The organism is Arthrobacter pasteuri, assembly GCF_054510955.1.
The window spans coordinates 726,885-745,109 of sequence record NZ_JBTNDO010000001.1 but is presented as its reverse complement, the minus strand read 5'-3'; the positions used below and the strand labels follow the sequence as shown (position 1 = coordinate 745,109).

Here is an 18,225-nt window from a genome sequence, read left to right as displayed (position 1 = left end):
CTGCAGAGAGGAAACGCGTTGATCGCGCTTGCGCTCCCGGCCGCAACTACCGAAGAGGGATTCGTAGCCCCGACGATCGAGGACACCCACTACCGGGACATCCTCCCCTGGGGTGACTCCTACGGCGTCTGGTTCGACCCCGGCTTCGGCAAGCAGATGCTCATGGTCGTCCTGTCCGTGATCCTCATTGCGACCTTCTTCCTCGTCGCATCCCGCCGCCAGCAGCTGGTTCCGGGAAAGGTGCAGTTCCTCGGTGAGTCGGCCTACGGCTTCGTTCGCAACTCCATCGGCAAGGACATCATCGGCGGCAGGGACTTCCTGAAGTACGTCCCCTGGCTGTTCACGGCCTTCTTCTTCGTGCTGGTGAACAACATTTTCGGCGCCATCCCGTTCCTGCAGCTGCCGAGCTTCTCCCACCCGGGCAGCGCCTACGCCATCGCGGCGATCTTCTACCTCCTGTGGGTGGGCATCGGCGTGAAGAAGCACGGTCTGCGCTACTTCAAGCTGGCCGTCGTCCCCTCGGGTGTTCCCTGGTACATCCTGCCGATCGTCGTGCCGATCGAGATCATCTCGAACTTCATCGTCCGCCCGGTCACCCACTCACTGCGACTCTTCGCGACGATGCTCGCCGGTCACCTCATCGTGACCCTGGCGGGCTCCGCGATCGAGTACATGGTCTCCACCGGCAACATCCTGCTGCAGGGTACGAGCGTCCTGGTCCTCGTCGGAGCCGTCGCCATGTACATGCTCGAGGCGCTGATCATGATCCTCCAGGCCTACGTCTTCACGCTGCTCGCCGCGATCTACATCGAAGGCGCACTGCACGCCGACGCCCACTGATTCACACAAGTCTTCCCCGTCGGGGATGATCCCAAACAACCTGTCGCAGCAAGCGGCATCTTGAAAGGAACACAATGGAAGTACAGGGTAGCCTCAACCTCGTTGGATACGGTCTCTCCGCAATCGGCGGTGGTATCGGTGTCGGTCTCGTGTTCGCGGCCTACATCAATGGCGTAGCTCGCCAGCCTGAGGCACAGCGTGTCCTCCAGCCCATCGCCTTCCTCGGTCTGGCACTGACCGAAGCCCTCGCGATCCTGGGTCTCGTCTTCGCCTTCGTCATCGGCGCCTGACACCCCGTCCAGATCGATCGAAGACACGTTGAAGAAAGACGGGTGAAAAATGCTTAACGCAGCAATTATGGCGGCGGAAGAGGGATCGAGCCCGCTCGCACCGAACTGGTGGGAATTCCTTGTAACGCTTGCCGGCTTCGCCGTGCTGATGTTCATCGTCATCAAGTTCGTCATGCCGGCGTTCGAGAAGACCTTCGCAGCGCGTACGGAGGCGATCGAAGGCGGTATCGCTAAGGCCGAGGCCGCCCAGGCCCAGGCCAACGCGGCGCTCGACGAGTACAAGCAGCAGCTCGTGGAGGCTCGCACCGAGGCCAACCGGATCCGTGAGGAAGCCCGTGCCGAAGGTGCGCAGATCCTCGCGGACCTCAAGGAGAAGGCTGCTGCCGAGTCGGCACGCATCTCGGAGCAGGCGCACGTGCAGATCGAAGCCGAGCGCCAGGCCGCCGTGGTCTCGCTCCGCGCCGAGGTCGGTACGCTCGCCACGGATCTCGCAAGCCGCATCGTCGGGGAGTCCCTCGCGGACGACGCCCGTTCGGCGCGCGTGATCGACCGCTTCCTCGCCGACCTCGAGACGTCGTCGCAAAGCGCAGGTGCAGCGAAGTAATGGCAGGAGTATCGAGCGTCTCCCTGGCAACGGTCCGTGAAGGACTGGAGTCCCGACTGCCGGGCGCAACCCTCGCATTGGCCGAGGACCTGTTCGGCGTGCTGGCGATCCTCGACAGCAATGCCGGGCTCCGCCGCGCGCTGACCGATCCGTCCCGCACGGGCAAGGACAAGGCCGTGCTGGTCGACCAGCTCATCGCCGGTCGCGTCTCGCCCGACGCAGCGGACGTGGTCAAGGACCTCGTCAGCCAGCGCTGGGCCAACGCACGCGACATCGGGGACGCCCTGGAGACCCTCGCGGCGACCGTGGTGATCTCGGTCGCCGAGCAGGGCAGCGGGGTGGAGGGCCTGGACCAGCTCGAGAACGAGCTGTACTCCTTCATGCAGGTAGTCGCCTCGAACCACGCGCTGCAGCGCGCCCTGTCCGAAGCGCAGGCGGCGCCGGAGTCGAAGGTCGCACTCGGCCTGAAGCTCGTTCCCCAGGCAGGACCTGCCGGCAGGCTCCTCATCGCGCAGGCCGTGCGGGCACCGCGCGGACTGAAGCCGGCGGCCCTCGTCGAGAGGTTCCTCGAACTCGTCGCCGCACGCCAGCAGCGCTGGATTGCCAACGTCAGCGTCACCCGTCCGCTGACGGCAAGCCAGCTCGAACGGCTGGAAGCCGGGCTGAACGTGATGTACGGCCGCGAGCTCAAGGTCAATGTGAACGTCGATCCCTCACTCATCGGGGGAGTCCGTGTCAGCGTCGGAGACGAAATGGTCGACTCCACCGTGGTCACGCGCTTGTCCGAACTCCGCCGCAGACTGGCGGGATAGGCGCGCGCGCCTTGTCACACCCACTGAATCACACCCCGGTCGCCACGCATCTGGTGATCACAACACAGGAGAGCAGGGACTGAGATGGCCGAATTGACCATCAACGCCGAAGACGTCCGTAGTGCGTTGAACGACTTTGCGGCGTCCTACGAGCCCGGAAACGCGGAGCGCGTCGAAGTCGGACGCGTCACCACCGCCAGTGACGGCATTGCCCGTGTCGAGGGTCTTCCCTCCGTCATGGCCAATGAGCTGCTGCGGTTCGAGGACGGCACGCTCGGACTCGCCCAGAACCTCGACACCCGTGAAATCGGTGTCGTCGTCCTCGGTGACTACAACGGAATCGAAGAAGGCCAGGAAGTACACCGCACGGGCGAGATCCTCTCCGTTCCCGTCGGCGACGCGTTCCTCGGCCGCGTGGTCGACCCCCTCGGCCAGCCCATCGACGACCTCGGCGAGATCGTCGCCGAAGGACGCCGCGCGCTCGAGACCCAGGCTCCTGGCGTCACGCAGCGCAAGTCGGTGCACGAGCCCATGCAGACCGGGCTCAAGGCCATCGACGCGATGATCCCGATCGGCCGCGGCCAGCGTCAGCTGATCATCGGTGACCGCCAGACCGGCAAGACAGCCATCGCCGTGGACACGATCATCAACCAGAAGGCCAACTGGGCTTCGGGCGACGTGAACAAGCAGGTCCGCTGCATCTACGTGGCGATCGGCCAGAAGGCTTCGACCATCGCAGCCGTCCGCCAGACCCTCGAGGACAAGGGTGCGCTGGAGTACACGACCATTGTCGCGTCTCCCGCCTCCGACCCCGCGGGCTTCAAGTACCTCGCCCCCTACGCCGGTTCGGCCATCGGCCAGCACTGGATGTACGGCGGCAAGCACGTCCTCATCGTGTTCGACGACCTGTCCAAGCAGGCAGAGGCCTACCGTGCGGTGTCCCTGCTGCTCCGGCGCCCGCCGGGACGTGAAGCTTACCCGGGCGACGTGTTCTACCTGCACTCCCGCCTCCTCGAGCGCTGCGCGAAGCTCTCCGACGAGCTCGGTGCAGGCTCGATGACGGGGCTCCCGCTCGTCGAGACGAAGGCGAACGACGTGTCTGCCTACATCCCGACCAACGTCATCTCCATCACCGACGGCCAGATCTTCCTGCAGTCGGACCTGTTCAACGCCAACCAGCGCCCCGCCGTGGACGTCGGTGTGTCGGTGTCCCGCGTGGGCGGTGCCGCACAGGTGAAGTCGATGAAGAAGGTTTCGGGCACGTTGAAGCTCGACCTGGCCCAGTACCGCGACATGCAGGCCTTCGCGATGTTCGCCTCCGACCTGGATGCGGCGTCACGCCAGCAGCTGACACGCGGTGCCCGCCTGATGGAACTGCTCAAGCAGGGTCAGTACTCGCCGATGCCGGTGGAGCAGCAGGTCGTCTCCATCTGGGCCGGAACGAACGGACACCTCGACGACGTACCGGTCGAGGACATCAACCGCTTCGAGACGGAGTTCCTGGAGCACCTCGGCCACACCTCGCCGATCCTCACCACGCTCGCCCAGACCGGCAAGCTCGAGGACTCGACCGTCGAGGAGCTGAAGACGCAGATCACGAACTTCAAGCAGGGCTTCTTCGGTCACGGTAACGGCATCCACCCCGGTCACGAGGAGCACCAAGCGATCGACGCCGATTCGGTCGAGCAGGAAAAGATCGTCAGGCACAAGCGCTAGAGGATCTGCTGCCGGGAGGGGCCCGACCCCTCCCGGCGTGCAGGACCCTGGCCTGATCGCTTCCCCCACCGGGAGCGAAGGAAAGGACAAGAATGGGAGCCCAGATCCGGGTCTACCGCCAGAAGATCGCCTCGACCACGTCGACGCGGAAGATCTTCAAGGCGATGGAACTGATCGCGACTTCTCGCATCGGCAAGGCACGTACGCGTGTCGCCGCTGCGCTGCCGTACGCGAACGCGATCACACGTGCCGTCTCGGCCGTGGCGTCGCAGACGGAGATCGACCACCCGCTGACCACCGAGCACGGTCAGGTGCGGCGCGCAGCCGTGCTGGTCATGGCCTCCGATCGCGGCCTCGCCGGTTCGTACTCGGCCAGTGCCCTGAAGCAGGCGGAGGGGCTCTTCGAGACGCTCCGCTCCGAGGGCAAGGAGATCCAGGCATACCTGATCGGACGCAAGGCCCAGTCGTACTTCGACTTCCGTGGCCGCGCCTACGAGAAGATCTGGACCGGAGGCACCGATGCTCCCGAGTTCAGCGTCGCCCGAGAGGTCGGTGAGGCGCTCCTGTCCACCTTCCTGAAGGACTACGAGGACGGTGGCGTGGACGAGATCCACGTCGTCTACACGAAGTTCCGCTCCATGGTCGTGCAGGAGCCGTCCGTCATGCGCCTGCTCCCGCTCGAGGTGGTCGACGAGGACGAGTCGCAGGACGGCGAACTCCTTCCCCTCTACGAGTACGAGCCGGAGCCCGAGCAGGTCCTGGACGCGCTCCTCCCGCGGTACATCGAAGCGCGCATCTTCGCCGCCATGCTGCAGGCAGCGGCGAGCGAACTCGCTGCGCGCCAGCGGGCCATGAAGTCGGCAGGCGACAACGCGACCGAGCTCATCAAGAAGTACACGCGTCTGCGCAACACCGCCCGCCAGGCGGAGATCACCCAGGAGCTCTCGGAGATCGTGGCCGGCGCGGATGCGCTGAACGCCTCCTGACACCCCATCCGGGTCCTCGCGGGCGCCGGGTGCATAGCTAGACTTGTTTCCACGCCATCTACGTAAATGAAGTGAGAGAGATGACTGCCCAGACTGTTGAACACGGTACGGACTCAGTTGCCCCCGGCGCCACCGGCCGTATTGCACGTGTCATCGGCCCGGTTGTCGACGTCGAGTTCCCGGCCGACGCAATCCCCGCAATGTACAACGCGCTCACCACCGAGGTCACTCTCAACGGTGTGACCCGCCTGATCACCTTCGAGACCTCGCAGCACCTGGGTGAGAACCTCGTACGCGCCATCTCGCTGCAGGCCACCGACGGACTCGTCCGCGGCACCGTAGTGCAGGACACCGGCGCCCCCATCTCCGTGCCTGTCGGCGACGGCGTGAAGGGTCACATCTTCAACGTCCTGGGCAAGCCGCTCGACGTCGAGGAGTCCGCACTCGAGATCAGCGAGCGCTGGCCGATCCACCGCAAGGCACCGTCCTTCGCGTCGCTGGAAGGTTCCACCGAGATGCTCGAGACGGGCATCAAGGTGATCGACCTCCTGACCCCGTACATCAAGGGTGGAAAGATCGGCCTCTTCGGTGGTGCGGGCGTCGGTAAGACCGTCCTCATCCAGGAGATGATCACCCGTGTCGCCCGCAACTTCGGTGGCACCTCGGTGTTCGCCGGTGTCGGTGAGCGCACCCGTGAAGGAAATGACCTCTGGGTCGAGATGGAAGAGGCCGGCGTGCTCAAGGACACCGCCCTCGTGTTCGGCCAGATGGACGAGCCGCCGGGAACGCGCCTCCGCGTGGCCCTCTCGGCGCTGACCATGGCGGAGTACTTCCGCGATGTGCAGAACCAGGACGTGCTGCTCTTCATCGACAACATTTTCCGCTTCACCCAGGCAGGCTCTGAGGTGTCGACCCTCCTCGGCCGCATGCCGTCCGCCGTGGGGTACCAGCCCAACCTGGCCGACGAGATGGGCCTCCTGCAGGAGCGCATCACCTCGACCAAGGGTCACTCGATCACGTCCATGCAGGCGATCTACGTCCCTGCCGACGACTACACCGACCCGGCTCCGGCAACCACGTTCGCGCACCTCGATGCGACCACCGAGCTCTCCCGCGAGATCGCATCCCGTGGCCTCTACCCGGCCGTGGACCCGCTCGCGTCGACCTCGCGCATCCTGGACCCGCAGTACATCGGGCACGACCACTACAACACGGCCGTGCGCGTGAAGCAGATCCTCCAGAAGAACAAGGAACTGCAGGACATCATCGCGATCCTCGGTATCGACGAGCTCAGCGAAGAGGACAAGGTCATCGTCGCGCGTGCGCGCCGTATCCAGCAGTTCCTCTCGCAAAACACCTACACCGCCAAGCAGTTCACCGGCGTCGAGGGCTCGACGGTCTCCATCAAGGACACCATCGAAGGCTTCGCGGCCATCTGCAACGGCGACCTCGACCACATCGCGGAGCAGGCGTTCTTCAACATCGGTGGCCTCGACGACGTCGAGCGCCAGTGGGCCAAGATCCAAGCCCAGACCGGTAAGTAACGCTGATGGCATCGCACGGCGAACTCGAGGTCGAAATCGTCGCGGCCGACCACTTCGTGTGGTCGGGCGCGGCGCGCACGGTCAACGCACGCACCGCCAACGGGCAGATCGGGATCCTTCCCGGCCACGCTCCGATCCTGGCGATCCTCGAAGCGGGTGAGCTCTCGGTGGACCCGGTCGACGGCGAACGCCTGGTGGTCGGTGTGGACGGGGGCTTCTTCTCCGTCGACTCGAACCGGGTCGTGATCGTGGCGGACAACGCCAGGGTCGGCGGTTCGGTGACTCCGGAATCCGTCTAGGGTTCCCAGCATGGAGGCACTGGGTGTGACGTTCATCTGCCTTGCGGTCGTCTTCGGCCTGCTCGTGCTCGTGATCGGCGCCTTCCTGCTCCGTCGCTATCAGCTCAACCGTGCCCTCGGCACTTTCGACGCCCCCATCCGCCTCCCTCCCAAGGGCTGGCGGGTGGGGGTTTGTCGTTATACGGACAAGAACCTGGAATGGCTCAGCCTTCTGTCGCTGAGCCCTATCCCCAAGTTCCGTTTCCTCCGGAGTTCCCTCGAGGTGGAAGGCTGGCGGGCGCCCACCGAAGCGGAGCGCGTGCGGATCCAGCCGGGGGCGATCATCGTCCAGCTGGCCTACGAGGGCAAGTCCTTCGACCTGGCCATGAAGTACGACGTCTACGCGGGACTCTCCTCCTGGATCGAGGCCGGTCCTGTGATCGGCATCGGCACCTGGCGCTGACGGTGTCCATGGCCCGCACGAGGTGGACCGCGGGGCAGCGCGCACGGGCAGGGACGCCGGCCTGGTGGACGGCCCGGGATTCGATCTAATATTCGAGCGGTCGGACCCAGGTCCCGCCTCGCAGCACACCCTTCAGCTGCAGGTCGGGGGAGACCACCAGGGCGTCGGCGCGGAGCCCGCTCCGCAGGCTTCCCACTTCATCGGCCAGTCCCAGGACGCCCGCCGGCACTGCCGTCGCGGAGCGGACGGCATCCTCCGCGGGGACTCCTGCCTCCACCGTGCAGCGCACCACGTCGAGCAGGCTCGCGGCACCGCCGGCCAGCGCCCCCGACGCCGTCAGGACGGCGGAGTTCCCGACGATGGCGATCTCGCTCCGTCCCAGCCGGTAGGTGCCGAACGCGCACCCTGCAGCTGCCGTCGAGTCACTGACGAGGCAGATGTTCTCCGACCCCGCGATGGTGAAGGCCATGCGTACCGTCTCGGGGTGCAGGTGCACGTTGTCGGCGATGAGTTCGACGGCGATCTCGCCGGCCCTGGCGCGCTGCAGGAGCAACGGTACGGGGCCGGGGGAGCGGTGGTGGATCACGGGCATCGCGTTGAACAGGTGCGTGGCTGTCGGCCGCCCGCTGAACCCCTCGAAGCCGGTGGAGCTCAGTTCCTCGTTGATGAGGTCGAGGGCCGCGGTGGTCTCCTCCGTGGAGCTGTCCGTGTGCCCGATGGACGGGATGACGCCGTGCGTGACGAGTTCGTAGACGAGGACGTCACTGCCGGGCAGTTCCGGGGCGTAGGTCATCGAGGTGAGGTGCCCCCTACCCGCGGCGACGAGCCGGGCGACGTCCTCCTGCGTCGGCAGGAGGAGGAACGCAGGGTCGTGGGCGCCGTTGCGCTCCCGGGAGAGGAAGGGTCCTTCGGCGTGGATGCCGGCGACCAGCCCGGCCTCGGTCGCCGCGGCGAGCCTCCCGAAGGCGGCCTCGAGGTCCTCCAGCGGTGCAGCGCAGGTGCTGGCGAGCAGCGTCGTCGTTCCGCTGCGGTGCAGATACGTTGTCGCCGCCTCGACGTCGGCAGGGGAGCCCGAGGTGAAGTCCCCGCCGCCCGCACCGTGGCAGTGGAGGTCGATGAGTCCCGGGAGGATGAGGAAGCCTTCGGGCAGCCTCTCCGCAGGGGCGCCGCCCGCAGCCTGTCCCGCCTCGGTGATGCGTGAACCGTCCCAGCGCAGCACGCCGTCGTCGACGATCCCCGCGTCGGTCACCAGTCGTCCGGACAGGGCAGTGGGTGTTCCGCTCGAGAGGGCCATGGTCCGATTCTAGGCCCGTCCGATTCCGGGCCCGTGGGATTCCTGGCCGTCCGGTTCTAGGCCTGCCGGTGCCGTGCGTTCTAGAACAGGCGGGATGCGCTGTCGTCGACTCCCCGCATGGCGTCGTAGTCCAGCGTGAGGCAGTCGATGCCACGGTCCGTGGCGAGCACCCGGGCCTGCGGCTTGATCTGCTGTGCGGCGAAGACCCCGCGGACAGGAGCCATGAGCGGATCGCGGTTGAGCAGTTCGAGGTACCGCGTGAGCTGCTCGACGCCGTCGATGTCCCCGCGGCGCTTCAGCTCGATCGCCACCGTGCGGCCCTCCCCGTCCCGGGCGAGGATGTCCACGGGACCGATGGCCGTCATGTACTCGCGGCGGATCAAGGTGAACCCGGCTCCGAGGAGCTCGATCTGCTCGGCGAGGAGCCGCTGGAGGTCCGCCTCGACGCCGTCCTTGACGAGGCCGGGATCGACGCCGAGGTCGTGCGAGGAATCGTGCAGCTGCTCGCGGATGTTGATGACGAGCCGATCGTCGCTCTTGGCGTTCTGCACCGTCCAGACCTCGGTGATGCCGTCGGCACGGTCGGCGTCGTCGGGCTCGCTCACCCGGAGGGTCGCGGGCGGGCTCATCCAGTTGAGCGGCTTGTAGGAACCGCCGTCGGAATGGACCAGGACGGAGCCGTCCGACTTCACCATGAGGAGCCGGGTGGCGAGCGGGAGATGCGCCCGGAGGCGACCGACGTAGTCGACGGAGCAGCGGGCTATCACTAAACGCACGGGCAACCTTCGGATCTACTGCGGGGGACATCCCTACAGCACGCTACGGGCAGCCGAGCCGCCGGCGGTAGGACCTGTCCATTCTAGGGGTCGGCGGGGCCGCGCCCCGACCTGCCGGCAGTGCCCGGGGCGGTGCCGGAAGATCCGGGGACGCGATCCGCCTTTCACGTGGAATGGCTTCCACGAGCGAGTGCTGCCCCTGGCGGCTGCGTGGTTACCCGGGCAAAGACGAGTGACGGGCAAGTGTTGTCCGTTCTGCCGCGCGATATGACACTCAGGAAGGCGGCTCCGTTCCGGCGGACTCTTCGGAACACGGGGATCGCTTTTCCTCCAGCACGAAATGCCCACTACCCGCAGCGATGCGAGGCAGGACATCCCCATGAGATCACGCAGGTTCATTACAGGTCTTGCCGCCGCCGGGCTGCTCGTCGGCGGTGCCGTCGGGCCCCTCGCGCAGGCGGCCAACGCCACCCACACCCGGGCGCACACGTGCCTCGAGGCCGGCGGTGTCTATACAGAAGCGGCCACGCAGAGCGAGGACCGGTGCATCGTCACCACGAGGACCGTATCGCCCATCGTGTCCGGCGCACCCGAGACGACGTACAGCGATGCGGTGCCTTCCGGCTCTCCGACAGTCGTCGATTCGCCCCCCACACCATCGGGTGAAGCGACGACCGAGACGGAGACGCGTGATGTCGGAGATCCTGTCGTGGTGGAGACCGAGCGTCGTGGCACCCCCTCGGTCAGCTCCGAGGAGATCGATGCCGGGGAGTCCACGGCGGTCCCGGCGGTCGTCGCCGGCACACCGGTGACGACCACCCGCACCGAGCGCGGGACGCCCATCAGCACCGAGGCACCCGGCACGCGGAACTGCAAGCGCCTCAACGACGACCGGTCTGCCAAGCCCGTCGAGCGGTGCGAGCGGACCGTCGTCACCACCACCACGACGCCGACGACCGTGATCACCACGGTCACGACCCCGCAGGAGCGTGTCACCACGACGAGCCAGCCGCGGGAGACCGTCACCACGACGACCACGCCGGTGACCGAGGTCTTCACTTCGACCCAGCAGCAGGAATCCTGTGCCACCACCACGCAGCCCACGTCGTTCACCAGGACCACGACGCAGGCGACGACGCGCACGCAGACCGTCTCCATCCCGCGGACGAGGACCGTGACGACCACGGTGACCACCTACCGGTACGCGCTCAACACGACAGCCCCACTGGTGCTGGTGGTATTTCCTGTTGCCGCTAACCCGCGGATAACCGTCAACGAAACAGCCCTTGCCCCGTTGGTGACGACCCTCGAGCAGCCGGGCCCGTTGCAGATCGACGAGCAGACGCTCGCCGGGCCGGACCTGGTGAGCACGGTCTGCACAGCCACCGACCCTGAGGTAACCGTCACGGACGGTGCGACCACCGATGATGTGCAGGAAGTTAGGACTCCGGCCGATCCCGCGGTCACCGTGACCCGGGAGGACATGGACCCGATCGTGACCGAAACCAGCGCGCCCGGACAGCCGATCGTGACGACGAGTACCCGCGGAACCGGTGACACCTGTTACAACAACCCCGCCACCTCAGAGCAGCGGGCCAGCCGCTGCTAGCAGGGCAACAGCGAAACGGGCCTCTCCCGGTGCGGGTTCGCACCGGGGAGGCCCGTTTCGTGAACGCGTGCTCCGCCCGGGGCTCGTGCCGATTCCACGGACGGGCCCGGGTCAGGCAGACTGGAGCGGTGCCCCGCTCCAACCGACCCAGCCGGCCCGGCAGCAGCGCGCGGAGCAAGTGGGCCCCGCCGCCGGACATCGACCTCGAACGCGCGCGTGCCGGCCTGCCGCTGCGCGAGTCCGCGCCCGACGGCGAATGGTCGGTCCGGCGCATCACCGAGCGGAACGCGGCCAAGACCTACACCTGCCCCGGCTGCAACTCGGCGATCGTGCCCGGGGTCGCGCACCTCGTGGTGTGGCGTGAGGACTCGCTGTTCGGGCCCGAGACGGCGATCGCGGACCGGCGGCACTGGCACGTGAGGTGCTGGCAGACGCGCAGCTTCCGCTACTGAGCCCCGGTGCACGCGCCGGGCTCGCCCCCCACCCGACCTAGACTGGTGGAATGGCCAGCGATACCCCCGAGTACACCTTCACGACGAGCGACGAACCGGTAGAGATCAGGGCATCGACGGTGCTACCCGCCGATCGCCGCGACATCGAGCTGCTCACCGCGGACGGGCTGACCCTCGTGGGCGAATTCGCCGCACCCGAGGGACGGAACCCGAAGGCCACCCTCGTGACGCTCCACCCGCTGCCCACGCACGGCGGATTCATGGACTCCCACGTGTATCGGAAAGCGTCCTTCCGCCTCCCCGCCCTCGCCGACGTCGCGGTCCTGCGGTTCAACACGCGCGGCACCTGCTCCCCCCGGGGCTGCAGCGAGGGTACGTTCGACGGCGGAGAGGGCGAACGCCTGGACCTGCAGGCGGCGGTCGACTGGGCCGTGGCGCAGGGACTCCACAACATCTGGCTCGTGGGCTGGTCCTTCGGCACCGAGCTGTGCCTCAAGTACGGCGCCCAGGACCCGGTGGCCGAGCTCATCGAAGGGGCCATCCTGCTCTCGCCGCCGCTGCACCGGGCAGGCGACGCCGACCTCGACGCCTGGGGCGCGAGCGGGCTGCCCCTGAAGGTACTGGTTCCCGAGTTCGACGACTACCTGGTCCCGGACGACGCAGCGGAACGGTTCTCCCGTGTCCCGCAGGCCGACGTGACCGGGATCGACGGTGCGAAGCACCTCTGGGTGGGGGAGAAGTACGCGGCCCGGGCACTTAACGAGATCGTGGGCGTCGTGCGCCCCGACGTCGCGCTTCCCCTGCCCTCGCACTGGACGGGACCTGCCGCCGTCGCCCCGTCGCCAGTGAAGGCGGGCTGAAAGGGGAGTTCAGGCTGGACCTGGACCTCGGGCTTCGCTGCGGGGGGATCGGTCCTGCTACTGGCTGTCCTGGCGGGCGATGAAGACTTCCTTGAGGAGCAGCATGACGGCCGCCGCCGTCGGGATGGCGATCAGGGCACCGAGGACGCCGAGGAGGCTTCCGCCGGCGATCACGGCGATGACCGCTACCGCCCCGGGTACGGCGACGGCGCGCTGCATGATGCGGGGGGAGATGAAATACGCCTCGAACTGCAGGTAGGCGATGTAGGGGATGGCGAACAGGAGCGCTGTGTGCCAGCCGACCGTGAGCGCGATCAGGCTGACGAGGACCGCCGCGATGGTCCCGCCGACCAGCGGTATGAAGGCCAGCAGCGCGACGACGAACGCCAGCAGCACAGAGAACGGGACGTTCGCGATGGTCATCACGATGAACGCGAAGGTCCCGTTGAGGAGTGCGACGCATGCCTGGCCGATGACGTACATGCCGACGCTGCGGGTGATCTCCTCCGACAGGACCTCCACGCGGGGCCGGCGCGAGCGGGGGGCGAGCCGGTACGCCCACTTCTTCATCCCTGGTAGCGACGCGAGGAAGTACAGCGCGAGGACCAGGATCACCAGGGTGCCGAACAGGGCGTTAAGAATCACCGTTCCGACGCCGAGCACGCCGCCGAAGATCCCGCCCACCGCCTCGCTGTTGGTGAAGAACTTGTCGATCTCCGAGGTGACGCGGTCCCGCAGCTGGAACTGTGCGTCCAGCCCGGTGAAGAACTCGGAGTTCAGGAAGTCGTCCGCGTAGCCCGGTCCCCGGTCGGCGATCTGGGAGGTCTGGCTGACGATCGTCGGGATGAGGAGGGCGAAGAAGCCTGCCACGAAGCCGACGAGGATCGAGAGGGACGCGGCGATCCCCACCGGACGCGGTACTCCCTTGGTCTCGAGCCACCGCACGATCGGATCCAGTCCGAGGGCGATGAAGAGCGCCGCTCCGATCCAGACGAGCAGTTGGCCCACGTTCGTGATGATGAAGAAGGCGAGAAGGGCAAGGCCCACGCCCACGCTCATCATGAAGCCGAAGTGGATGGGGTGGGACCGCATGGTCCTCGGGTACCCGCCGCCGAACTTCAGCCGTTCGTCGGTGAGCGTCACATCGGGATCCACGGCGACGGCAGCAGGCTCGAGTTCAGGGGGGAATTCGAAGCGCGGCCGTGGCTGGGCCGCGGGAAGCGACCTGCGCGCGAGGGAGAAGAGCGACCGCAGGGTCGACGGGGGAGGTGTCACGATGGTCGGCTGTCCACCGTTGGACTGCCCGTCGTCGCTGGTCCCGACGGGCTCGGGCCGCGGGAGCGGCTGATCGAGCGGAACGTCCTGGTGGTCTGTCAACGAAGAGCTCTGCTTTCACGTGAGCGGTGCTGCTACCGCTGTTAGGGTCCGACTAGCGAAACCCTAACAGCCGGTGGCCGGCGGGCGAGGTACTTGACGCGCCGTGCTTCGCGCCGTCGAGGCGTGATCCCCCGAGGCGGCTCCCGTCACGGTTCCGACGGCCATCGGGCCGGAAGGCTCCGCGTACGGCGGGGCGTGCCGGACGAACTTCGTTACCATTGAAGAGCTATTCCTGAATGCGCTGTGTCGCGGCATCCGCTGCGCCGGCCTCAGAGCGGAAGGGGCCACGTGGTCCGCCGTAACGGACGACGATAGGCAATCAGTGCGCGGAAAGACAGCAGTACCGATCATCGTGGCAGGGCTCCTGCTGATGCTCCTCGGCATCGGTCAGCGGACCGTCTGGGCTCCCGCCGAGACGGTGACCGCGAGTGTTGCCCAGGATGCCCGCGCTGCACCGGTCACGGTGATCGAGCCCGGCGCGCGCGACGGTGCGGGCGGATCGGTCGAGGTGACGGTGGACGCGGAGGGTCCGTTCACCCTGGCCGTCGGGCGGTCCTCGGACGTCGAGGCCTGGGTAGGCGACGCCGCGCACCTGAGCGTCACAGGCACCAGCGAGGACACGCTCACCTCGGAGTATTCCGAAGGTGAGGACTCCGTGCCCGATCCCAGCGGCAGTGACCTGTGGATCAGCGAGGAACCCGGTGACGGGACGCTGACCTACCGCTGGAGCGAGCCCGCCGAGGGCGACTGGTCCATCCTCCTTGCCTCCGACGGCGAAAAGCCCGCCCCGACGCAGGTGTCCGTCACGCGCCCCAACGACCAGTCCACCCCGTTCGCGCTCCCGCTGATCATCGGCGGTGCGCTCGTCGTCGTCCTGGGCATCGCGCTCCTCTTCCTCACCCCCCGCAACCGCGGTGGCCGGAACGCCGACGCGGTGGAGGGCACCCGGGCCTACGCCCGCAGGCAAGCGCAGGCCGACAGGCCTGGCGGGGCCGCATTTGCCGCTCCCGGTTCCGTCCTGGTCGTCGCTGGGTTGGTCGGCGCCGGATCGCTCCTGGGGATCGCACCCGGGATGGCGACCACGTCGCCTTCTGCTGAGCCCACCGCATCAGCCACCGCAACCGACACCGCCGCTGCGGGAGCCCCGTCGGCCGGCAGCAAGGCCAGCGGCCCGCCCGTCGTCCTCGACAGCCAGCTCGAGCGGATCCTGGGAGCGGTCGCCGCGGTGGTGGCCGACGGCGATGCCGATTCCGACGCGAAGCGTCTCGCCGCGCGTGTCGATGGCGGGGCGCTGGACCTCCGCACCGGTGCCTACGCGGTGCGGGCGAAGGACAAGAAGGCCGCGGTCCCGCCGCCGGTGGCCGCCGACCCCGTCCTGCTCGACATGATCCCCACCGACGCCGAGTGGCCGCGGACGATCGTCGCGCTCACGCAGGGCGACGAGAATCCCGTGCCGCAGGCACTGCTGCTGGTCCAGGACACGCCGCGCGAGAACTATCGACTGGTCTCCGCCGTCCAGATGCTCCCCGGCAGCACGTTCCCCTCGCCTCCCGCTCCCGGCGCGACCGGCCCGGTGCCGCTCGACGAGTCCGGAACACTCGCGACGGCTCCGCAGGACGCCGTCGCCTCCATCGCCGACCTTCTCACCAAACCGTCCGGGGACCATGCCGAGAAGTTCGAGGAGAACTCCTTCGCCGAGGCGATCACCGAGTTCCAGGCCGGGGTGGTGGCCGATCCCGGCAACAAGGCGGCCAACATCACGTTCAGCCACGCGGCCGAGGCCGACCGCACGCAGGCCCTCCAGACGGGCGACGGCGGGGCCATGGTCTTCGGCTACCTCACGCACAAGTACTCCAGCGTGCCGAAGTTCGGCGGCACCATCGACCTCAAGGGGACGGTGTACAAGGCGCTGACCGGCAAGGAGAGCAGCCGGAAGGGCATCGACGTCAACTACGGTGAGGCCGTGATGATGTACGTACCCCCGGCCGGCAGCGACGATAAGATCCGGGTCATCGGCGCCGCCCAGCAGTTGCTGTCCGCCAAGCTCCGCTGAGCCGGACGCACCCCGAGCTTCCACCAGCAGCAGTCAGAGAAAGGCAGAGCATTGTCCACACCAGCACAGCGGGGCGGAATGCCGCCGTCGAGCATGAACCTCAGGGGAGCGGTGGACCTGTCCGCCCTCAAGGCGCGTGCCGACGCGGCAGCGCGACCGGCCGCCGCACGGCAGGCTCCGGCCGCCCCGAGCCCGTACATCGTCGAGGTCACGGAGCAGACGTTCCCGCAGCTGGTGCAGCTCTCGGCGCAGGTGCCCGTCGTCGTGAACCTCCGTGCGACCTGGAGCGAGCAGTCGAACCAGGTGACCGCCGTGCTCGAGGCCGCCGTCGTGGAGTTCGACGGCCGGATCCTGCTGGCCAACGTCGACCTGCAGACGCAGCCGCAGATCGCCCAGGCGTTCCAGGCGCAGGGCGCGCCCACCGTGGTCGCCGTCGTCAAGGGCCAGCCCGTGCCGTTGTTCGAGGGCGCCCTTCCCGATGCCCAGATCCGCGCCTACCTCGACGAACTCATGAAGGTCGCCGAGGCCAACGGCGTGACCGGGACATTGAACGACGGCTCCCAGTCGGGCCCCGCCGCCGGGGAGGAGCCGCCGCTGCCGCCCCTGCACCAGGAGGCGTTCGACGCCATCGAGAAGGGCGACTACCCTGCCGCCGCGGCAGCGTACCGGCGCGCTCTCGCCGAGCAGCCCGCCGACGCCGATGCCAAGGCCGGGCTCGCCCAGGTGGAGCTGATGCAGCGCGTCCAGGACCTCGATGCGGCGGAGGTGCGGCAGCGCGGGGCCGACGAGCCCGATGCGGTCGATGCGCAGCTCGAGGTCGCCGACCTCGACCTCACGGGAGGTCATGTCGACGATGCGTTCAACCGCATCATCGCGTTCATCGGGCGGACGTCCGGCGAGGATAAGGAGACGGCACGCAAGCGACTTCTGGAGCTGTTCGACGTCGTCGGTGTCACCGATCCGCGCGTGACCAAGGCGCGCAGCGCGCTGGCCCGGGCCCTGTTCTAAGAATCGTTCGGTCGGGACGGGCCCTGTCCCGATTCCCGTTCCCACCCGATCGACCTGACCCCGCCCACCCGATCTGTCCGATCCCTCGCCCTGGAGGATGACATGACGCCCGCAGCTGCATCGACCGGAACATCCGGACTCTTCGATCCGATCACGCTCCGTTCCCTCGACCTCGCGCACCGCGGCTGGGTGGCGGCCATGTGCCAGTACTCCTGCGAGCCCGCGGTCGCTCCCGGGGTGCCGACCGATTGGCACCTCGTGCACCTGGGGCAGTTCGCGACAGGCGGAGCGGCACTGATCATCACCGAGGCCGCCGCTGTCAGCCACGAGGGGATGATCAGCCCGCGCGACGCCGGCATCTACACGCAGGAGCAGGCGGACGCGTGGCGGCGCATCAACGACTTCATCCACGAGCACAGTGCCATCGGGACGAAGACCGCCTTGCAGCTCGCGCACGCCGGGCGCAAGGCGTCCACCTACTGGCCCTTCAGCGGTCAGCACGACTCGGTGCCCGAGTCGGAGGGCGGCTGGCAGACGCTCGGTCCCACGGACGAGGCGTTCGGCAGGTACGCGGCGCCACGTGCCATGACCGAGGAGGACATCGAGAAGGTGATCCGGGACTTCGGTGCGGCTGCCGCGCTCGCCGTCGGCGCCGGGTTCGACACGATGGAGATCCACGCCGCGCACGGATACCTCCTGCACCAGTTCCTGTCGCCATTGGTCAACACTCGGACGGACGGCTGGGGCGGCTCGGAGGAAGCCCGCTTCCGGCTGACCCTCGAGGTGATCCGCGAGGTGCGGCGGGCCATCCCGGAGTCGATGCCGCTGCTGCTGCGCATCTCGGCGTCGGACTGGACCGAGGGTGGGCTCGACGGCGCGGTGTCGGCGAGGCTCGCGAAGCGCGCAGCCGAGGAGGGTGTGGACTTCGTCGACGTCTCGTCCGGCGGAGCCGTGCCATCGGCGTCCATCCCCGTGGGACCCGGATACCAGGTGTCGCTCGCCGAGGAGGTGCGGTCCTCCGGCGTACCGACCGGTGCGGTAGGTCTGATCAGTGACGCCCGGCAGGCGGACGAGGTGATTCGCAACGAGCGGGCCGACGTCGTCCTGGTCGCTCGGGCCGCCCTGCGTGATCCGCACTGGTGGATGCGTGCCGCGCACGAGCTGGGTCACGACCTGTCGCCCGTCCCGCAGTACGAGCGCGCCGGCGGGTTCTGACCCGGGTCTTTCCTCCTTTGGGATGACGAGGGGTCCCGGCGCGCGTTG

The 18,225-nt window shown here is 67.8% G+C and carries 18 protein-coding genes; 15 read left to right on the top strand and 3 right to left on the bottom strand.

Annotated elements, in window-relative coordinates; all coding sequences use genetic code 11:
- Positions 1 to 18: 18 nt before the first annotated feature.
- The 9 genes from atpB (at position 19) to ACX80H_RS03500 (ending at position 7,533) form a co-directional block, all read left to right on the top strand.
- Positions 19 to 840: a F0F1 ATP synthase subunit A gene (atpB, locus tag ACX80H_RS03540; protein ID WP_459311063.1), complete on the top strand. Its 822-nt coding sequence runs from the start codon at positions 19 to 21 to the stop codon at positions 838 to 840.
- Between the two features lie 74 nt (positions 841 to 914).
- Positions 915 to 1,130, top strand: coding sequence for an ATP synthase F0 subunit c (locus ACX80H_RS03535; protein WP_019481292.1), 216 nt, complete (start codon positions 915 to 917; stop codon positions 1,128 to 1,130).
- A gap of 49 nt (positions 1,131 to 1,179) precedes the next feature.
- Positions 1,180 to 1,734: a F0F1 ATP synthase subunit B gene (locus tag ACX80H_RS03530; RefSeq protein WP_459311061.1), complete on the top strand. Its 555-nt coding sequence runs from the start codon at positions 1,180 to 1,182 to the stop codon at positions 1,732 to 1,734.
- Positions 1,734 to 2,546, top strand: coding sequence for a F0F1 ATP synthase subunit delta (locus ACX80H_RS03525; RefSeq protein WP_459311059.1), 813 nt, complete (start codon positions 1,734 to 1,736; stop codon positions 2,544 to 2,546). Before ACX80H_RS03530 ends, ACX80H_RS03525 begins: the two co-directional genes overlap by 1 nt.
- A gap of 84 nt (positions 2,547 to 2,630) precedes the next feature.
- Entirely contained in the window at positions 2,631 to 4,262 is a 1,632-nt protein-coding gene (gene atpA, locus ACX80H_RS03520) for a F0F1 ATP synthase subunit alpha (protein WP_459311057.1), read from the top strand.
- Between the two features lie 92 nt (positions 4,263 to 4,354).
- Entirely contained in the window at positions 4,355 to 5,248 is an 894-nt protein-coding gene (locus ACX80H_RS03515) for a F0F1 ATP synthase subunit gamma (RefSeq protein ID WP_459311055.1), read from the top strand.
- A gap of 80 nt (positions 5,249 to 5,328) precedes the next feature.
- Positions 5,329 to 6,792, top strand: coding sequence for a F0F1 ATP synthase subunit beta (gene atpD / locus ACX80H_RS03510; RefSeq protein ID WP_459311053.1), 1,464 nt, complete (start codon positions 5,329 to 5,331; stop codon positions 6,790 to 6,792).
- A gap of 5 nt (positions 6,793 to 6,797) precedes the next feature.
- Positions 6,798 to 7,091, top strand: a complete 294-nt coding sequence (locus ACX80H_RS03505; protein WP_459311051.1) for a F0F1 ATP synthase subunit epsilon — start codon at positions 6,798 to 6,800, stop codon at positions 7,089 to 7,091.
- Positions 7,092 to 7,101: 10 nt separating this feature from the next.
- On the top strand, positions 7,102 to 7,533 hold the full coding sequence (locus tag ACX80H_RS03500; protein ID WP_459311049.1) for a DUF2550 domain-containing protein: 432 nt from the start codon (positions 7,102 to 7,104) through the stop codon (positions 7,531 to 7,533).
- 85 nt (positions 7,534 to 7,618) lie between these two features.
- Here ACX80H_RS03500 and ACX80H_RS03495 read toward each other — a convergent pair whose 3' ends face one another.
- Together ACX80H_RS03495 and nucS are read right to left on the bottom strand one after the other, a co-directional pair.
- Complete coding sequence (locus tag ACX80H_RS03495) at positions 7,619 to 8,827, bottom strand: N-acetylglucosamine-6-phosphate deacetylase (RefSeq protein WP_459311047.1); 1,209 nt, start codon at positions 8,825 to 8,827, stop codon at positions 7,619 to 7,621.
- A gap of 80 nt (positions 8,828 to 8,907) precedes the next feature.
- Positions 8,908 to 9,603 carry an endonuclease NucS gene (nucS, locus tag ACX80H_RS03490; protein WP_459311045.1) on the bottom strand — a complete coding sequence of 232 codons (696 nt, stop codon included), beginning with the start codon at positions 9,601 to 9,603 and terminating at the stop codon, positions 8,908 to 8,910.
- A gap of 379 nt (positions 9,604 to 9,982) precedes the next feature.
- On the opposite strand from nucS, the gene ACX80H_RS03485 reads away from it, so the two are divergent.
- From ACX80H_RS03485 to ACX80H_RS03475, 3 genes are all read left to right on the top strand, one after another.
- Positions 9,983 to 11,212 carry a hypothetical protein gene (locus ACX80H_RS03485; protein WP_459311043.1) on the top strand — a complete coding sequence of 410 codons (1,230 nt, stop codon included), beginning with the start codon at positions 9,983 to 9,985 and terminating at the stop codon, positions 11,210 to 11,212.
- 128 nt (positions 11,213 to 11,340) lie between these two features.
- A complete protein-coding gene (locus ACX80H_RS03480; RefSeq protein WP_459311041.1) occupies positions 11,341 to 11,664 on the top strand; it encodes an Rv1322 family protein in 324 nt (107 codons plus the stop codon).
- Positions 11,665 to 11,714: 50 nt separating this feature from the next.
- Positions 11,715 to 12,524, top strand: coding sequence for an alpha/beta hydrolase (locus ACX80H_RS03475; protein WP_459311039.1), 810 nt, complete (start codon positions 11,715 to 11,717; stop codon positions 12,522 to 12,524).
- Between the two features lie 57 nt (positions 12,525 to 12,581).
- On the opposite strand, the gene ACX80H_RS03470 is transcribed toward ACX80H_RS03475, so the two are convergent.
- Positions 12,582 to 13,901 carry an AI-2E family transporter gene (locus ACX80H_RS03470; protein ID WP_459311037.1) on the bottom strand — a complete coding sequence of 440 codons (1,320 nt, stop codon included), beginning with the start codon at positions 13,899 to 13,901 and terminating at the stop codon, positions 12,582 to 12,584.
- 322 nt (positions 13,902 to 14,223) lie between these two features.
- On the opposite strand from ACX80H_RS03470, the gene ACX80H_RS03465 reads away from it, so the two are divergent.
- The 3 genes from ACX80H_RS03465 (at position 14,224) to ACX80H_RS03455 (ending at position 18,177) form a co-directional block, all read left to right on the top strand.
- Positions 14,224 to 15,954, top strand: a complete 1,731-nt coding sequence (locus ACX80H_RS03465) for a DUF8094 domain-containing protein (protein ID WP_459311035.1) — start codon at positions 14,224 to 14,226, stop codon at positions 15,952 to 15,954.
- A 51-nt stretch (positions 15,955 to 16,005) separates the two neighbouring features.
- Positions 16,006 to 16,962, top strand: a complete 957-nt coding sequence (locus ACX80H_RS03460) for a tetratricopeptide repeat protein (RefSeq protein WP_459311033.1) — start codon at positions 16,006 to 16,008, stop codon at positions 16,960 to 16,962.
- 102 nt (positions 16,963 to 17,064) lie between these two features.
- The gene (locus ACX80H_RS03455; protein ID WP_459311032.1) at positions 17,065 to 18,177 is read left to right on the top strand and encodes an NADH:flavin oxidoreductase/NADH oxidase; all 1,113 of its coding nucleotides are present in this window, start codon (positions 17,065 to 17,067) and stop codon (positions 18,175 to 18,177) included.
- Positions 18,178 to 18,225: the final 48 nt, after the last annotated feature.

Coding starts and splice junctions, on each gene's coding strand:
- ACX80H_RS03495 (WP_459311047.1), bottom strand. CDS start 8,827: ATGGCCCTCTCGAGCGGAACACCCACTGCCCTGTCCGGACGACTGGTG.
- ACX80H_RS03525 (WP_459311059.1), top strand. CDS start 1,734: ATGGCAGGAGTATCGAGCGTCTCCCTGGCAACGGTCCGTGAAGGACTG.
- ACX80H_RS03515 (WP_459311055.1), top strand. CDS start 4,355: ATGGGAGCCCAGATCCGGGTCTACCGCCAGAAGATCGCCTCGACCACG.
- ACX80H_RS03475 (WP_459311039.1), top strand. CDS start 11,715: ATGGCCAGCGATACCCCCGAGTACACCTTCACGACGAGCGACGAACCG.
- ACX80H_RS03485 (WP_459311043.1), top strand. CDS start 9,983: ATGAGATCACGCAGGTTCATTACAGGTCTTGCCGCCGCCGGGCTGCTC.
- atpD (WP_459311053.1), top strand. CDS start 5,329: ATGACTGCCCAGACTGTTGAACACGGTACGGACTCAGTTGCCCCCGGC.
- ACX80H_RS03530 (WP_459311061.1), top strand. CDS start 1,180: ATGCTTAACGCAGCAATTATGGCGGCGGAAGAGGGATCGAGCCCGCTC.
- atpA (WP_459311057.1), top strand. CDS start 2,631: ATGGCCGAATTGACCATCAACGCCGAAGACGTCCGTAGTGCGTTGAAC.
- ACX80H_RS03500 (WP_459311049.1), top strand. CDS start 7,102: ATGGAGGCACTGGGTGTGACGTTCATCTGCCTTGCGGTCGTCTTCGGC.
- ACX80H_RS03505 (WP_459311051.1), top strand. CDS start 6,798: ATGGCATCGCACGGCGAACTCGAGGTCGAAATCGTCGCGGCCGACCAC.
- ACX80H_RS03455 (WP_459311032.1), top strand. CDS start 17,065: ATGACGCCCGCAGCTGCATCGACCGGAACATCCGGACTCTTCGATCCG.
- ACX80H_RS03535 (WP_019481292.1), top strand. CDS start 915: ATGGAAGTACAGGGTAGCCTCAACCTCGTTGGATACGGTCTCTCCGCA.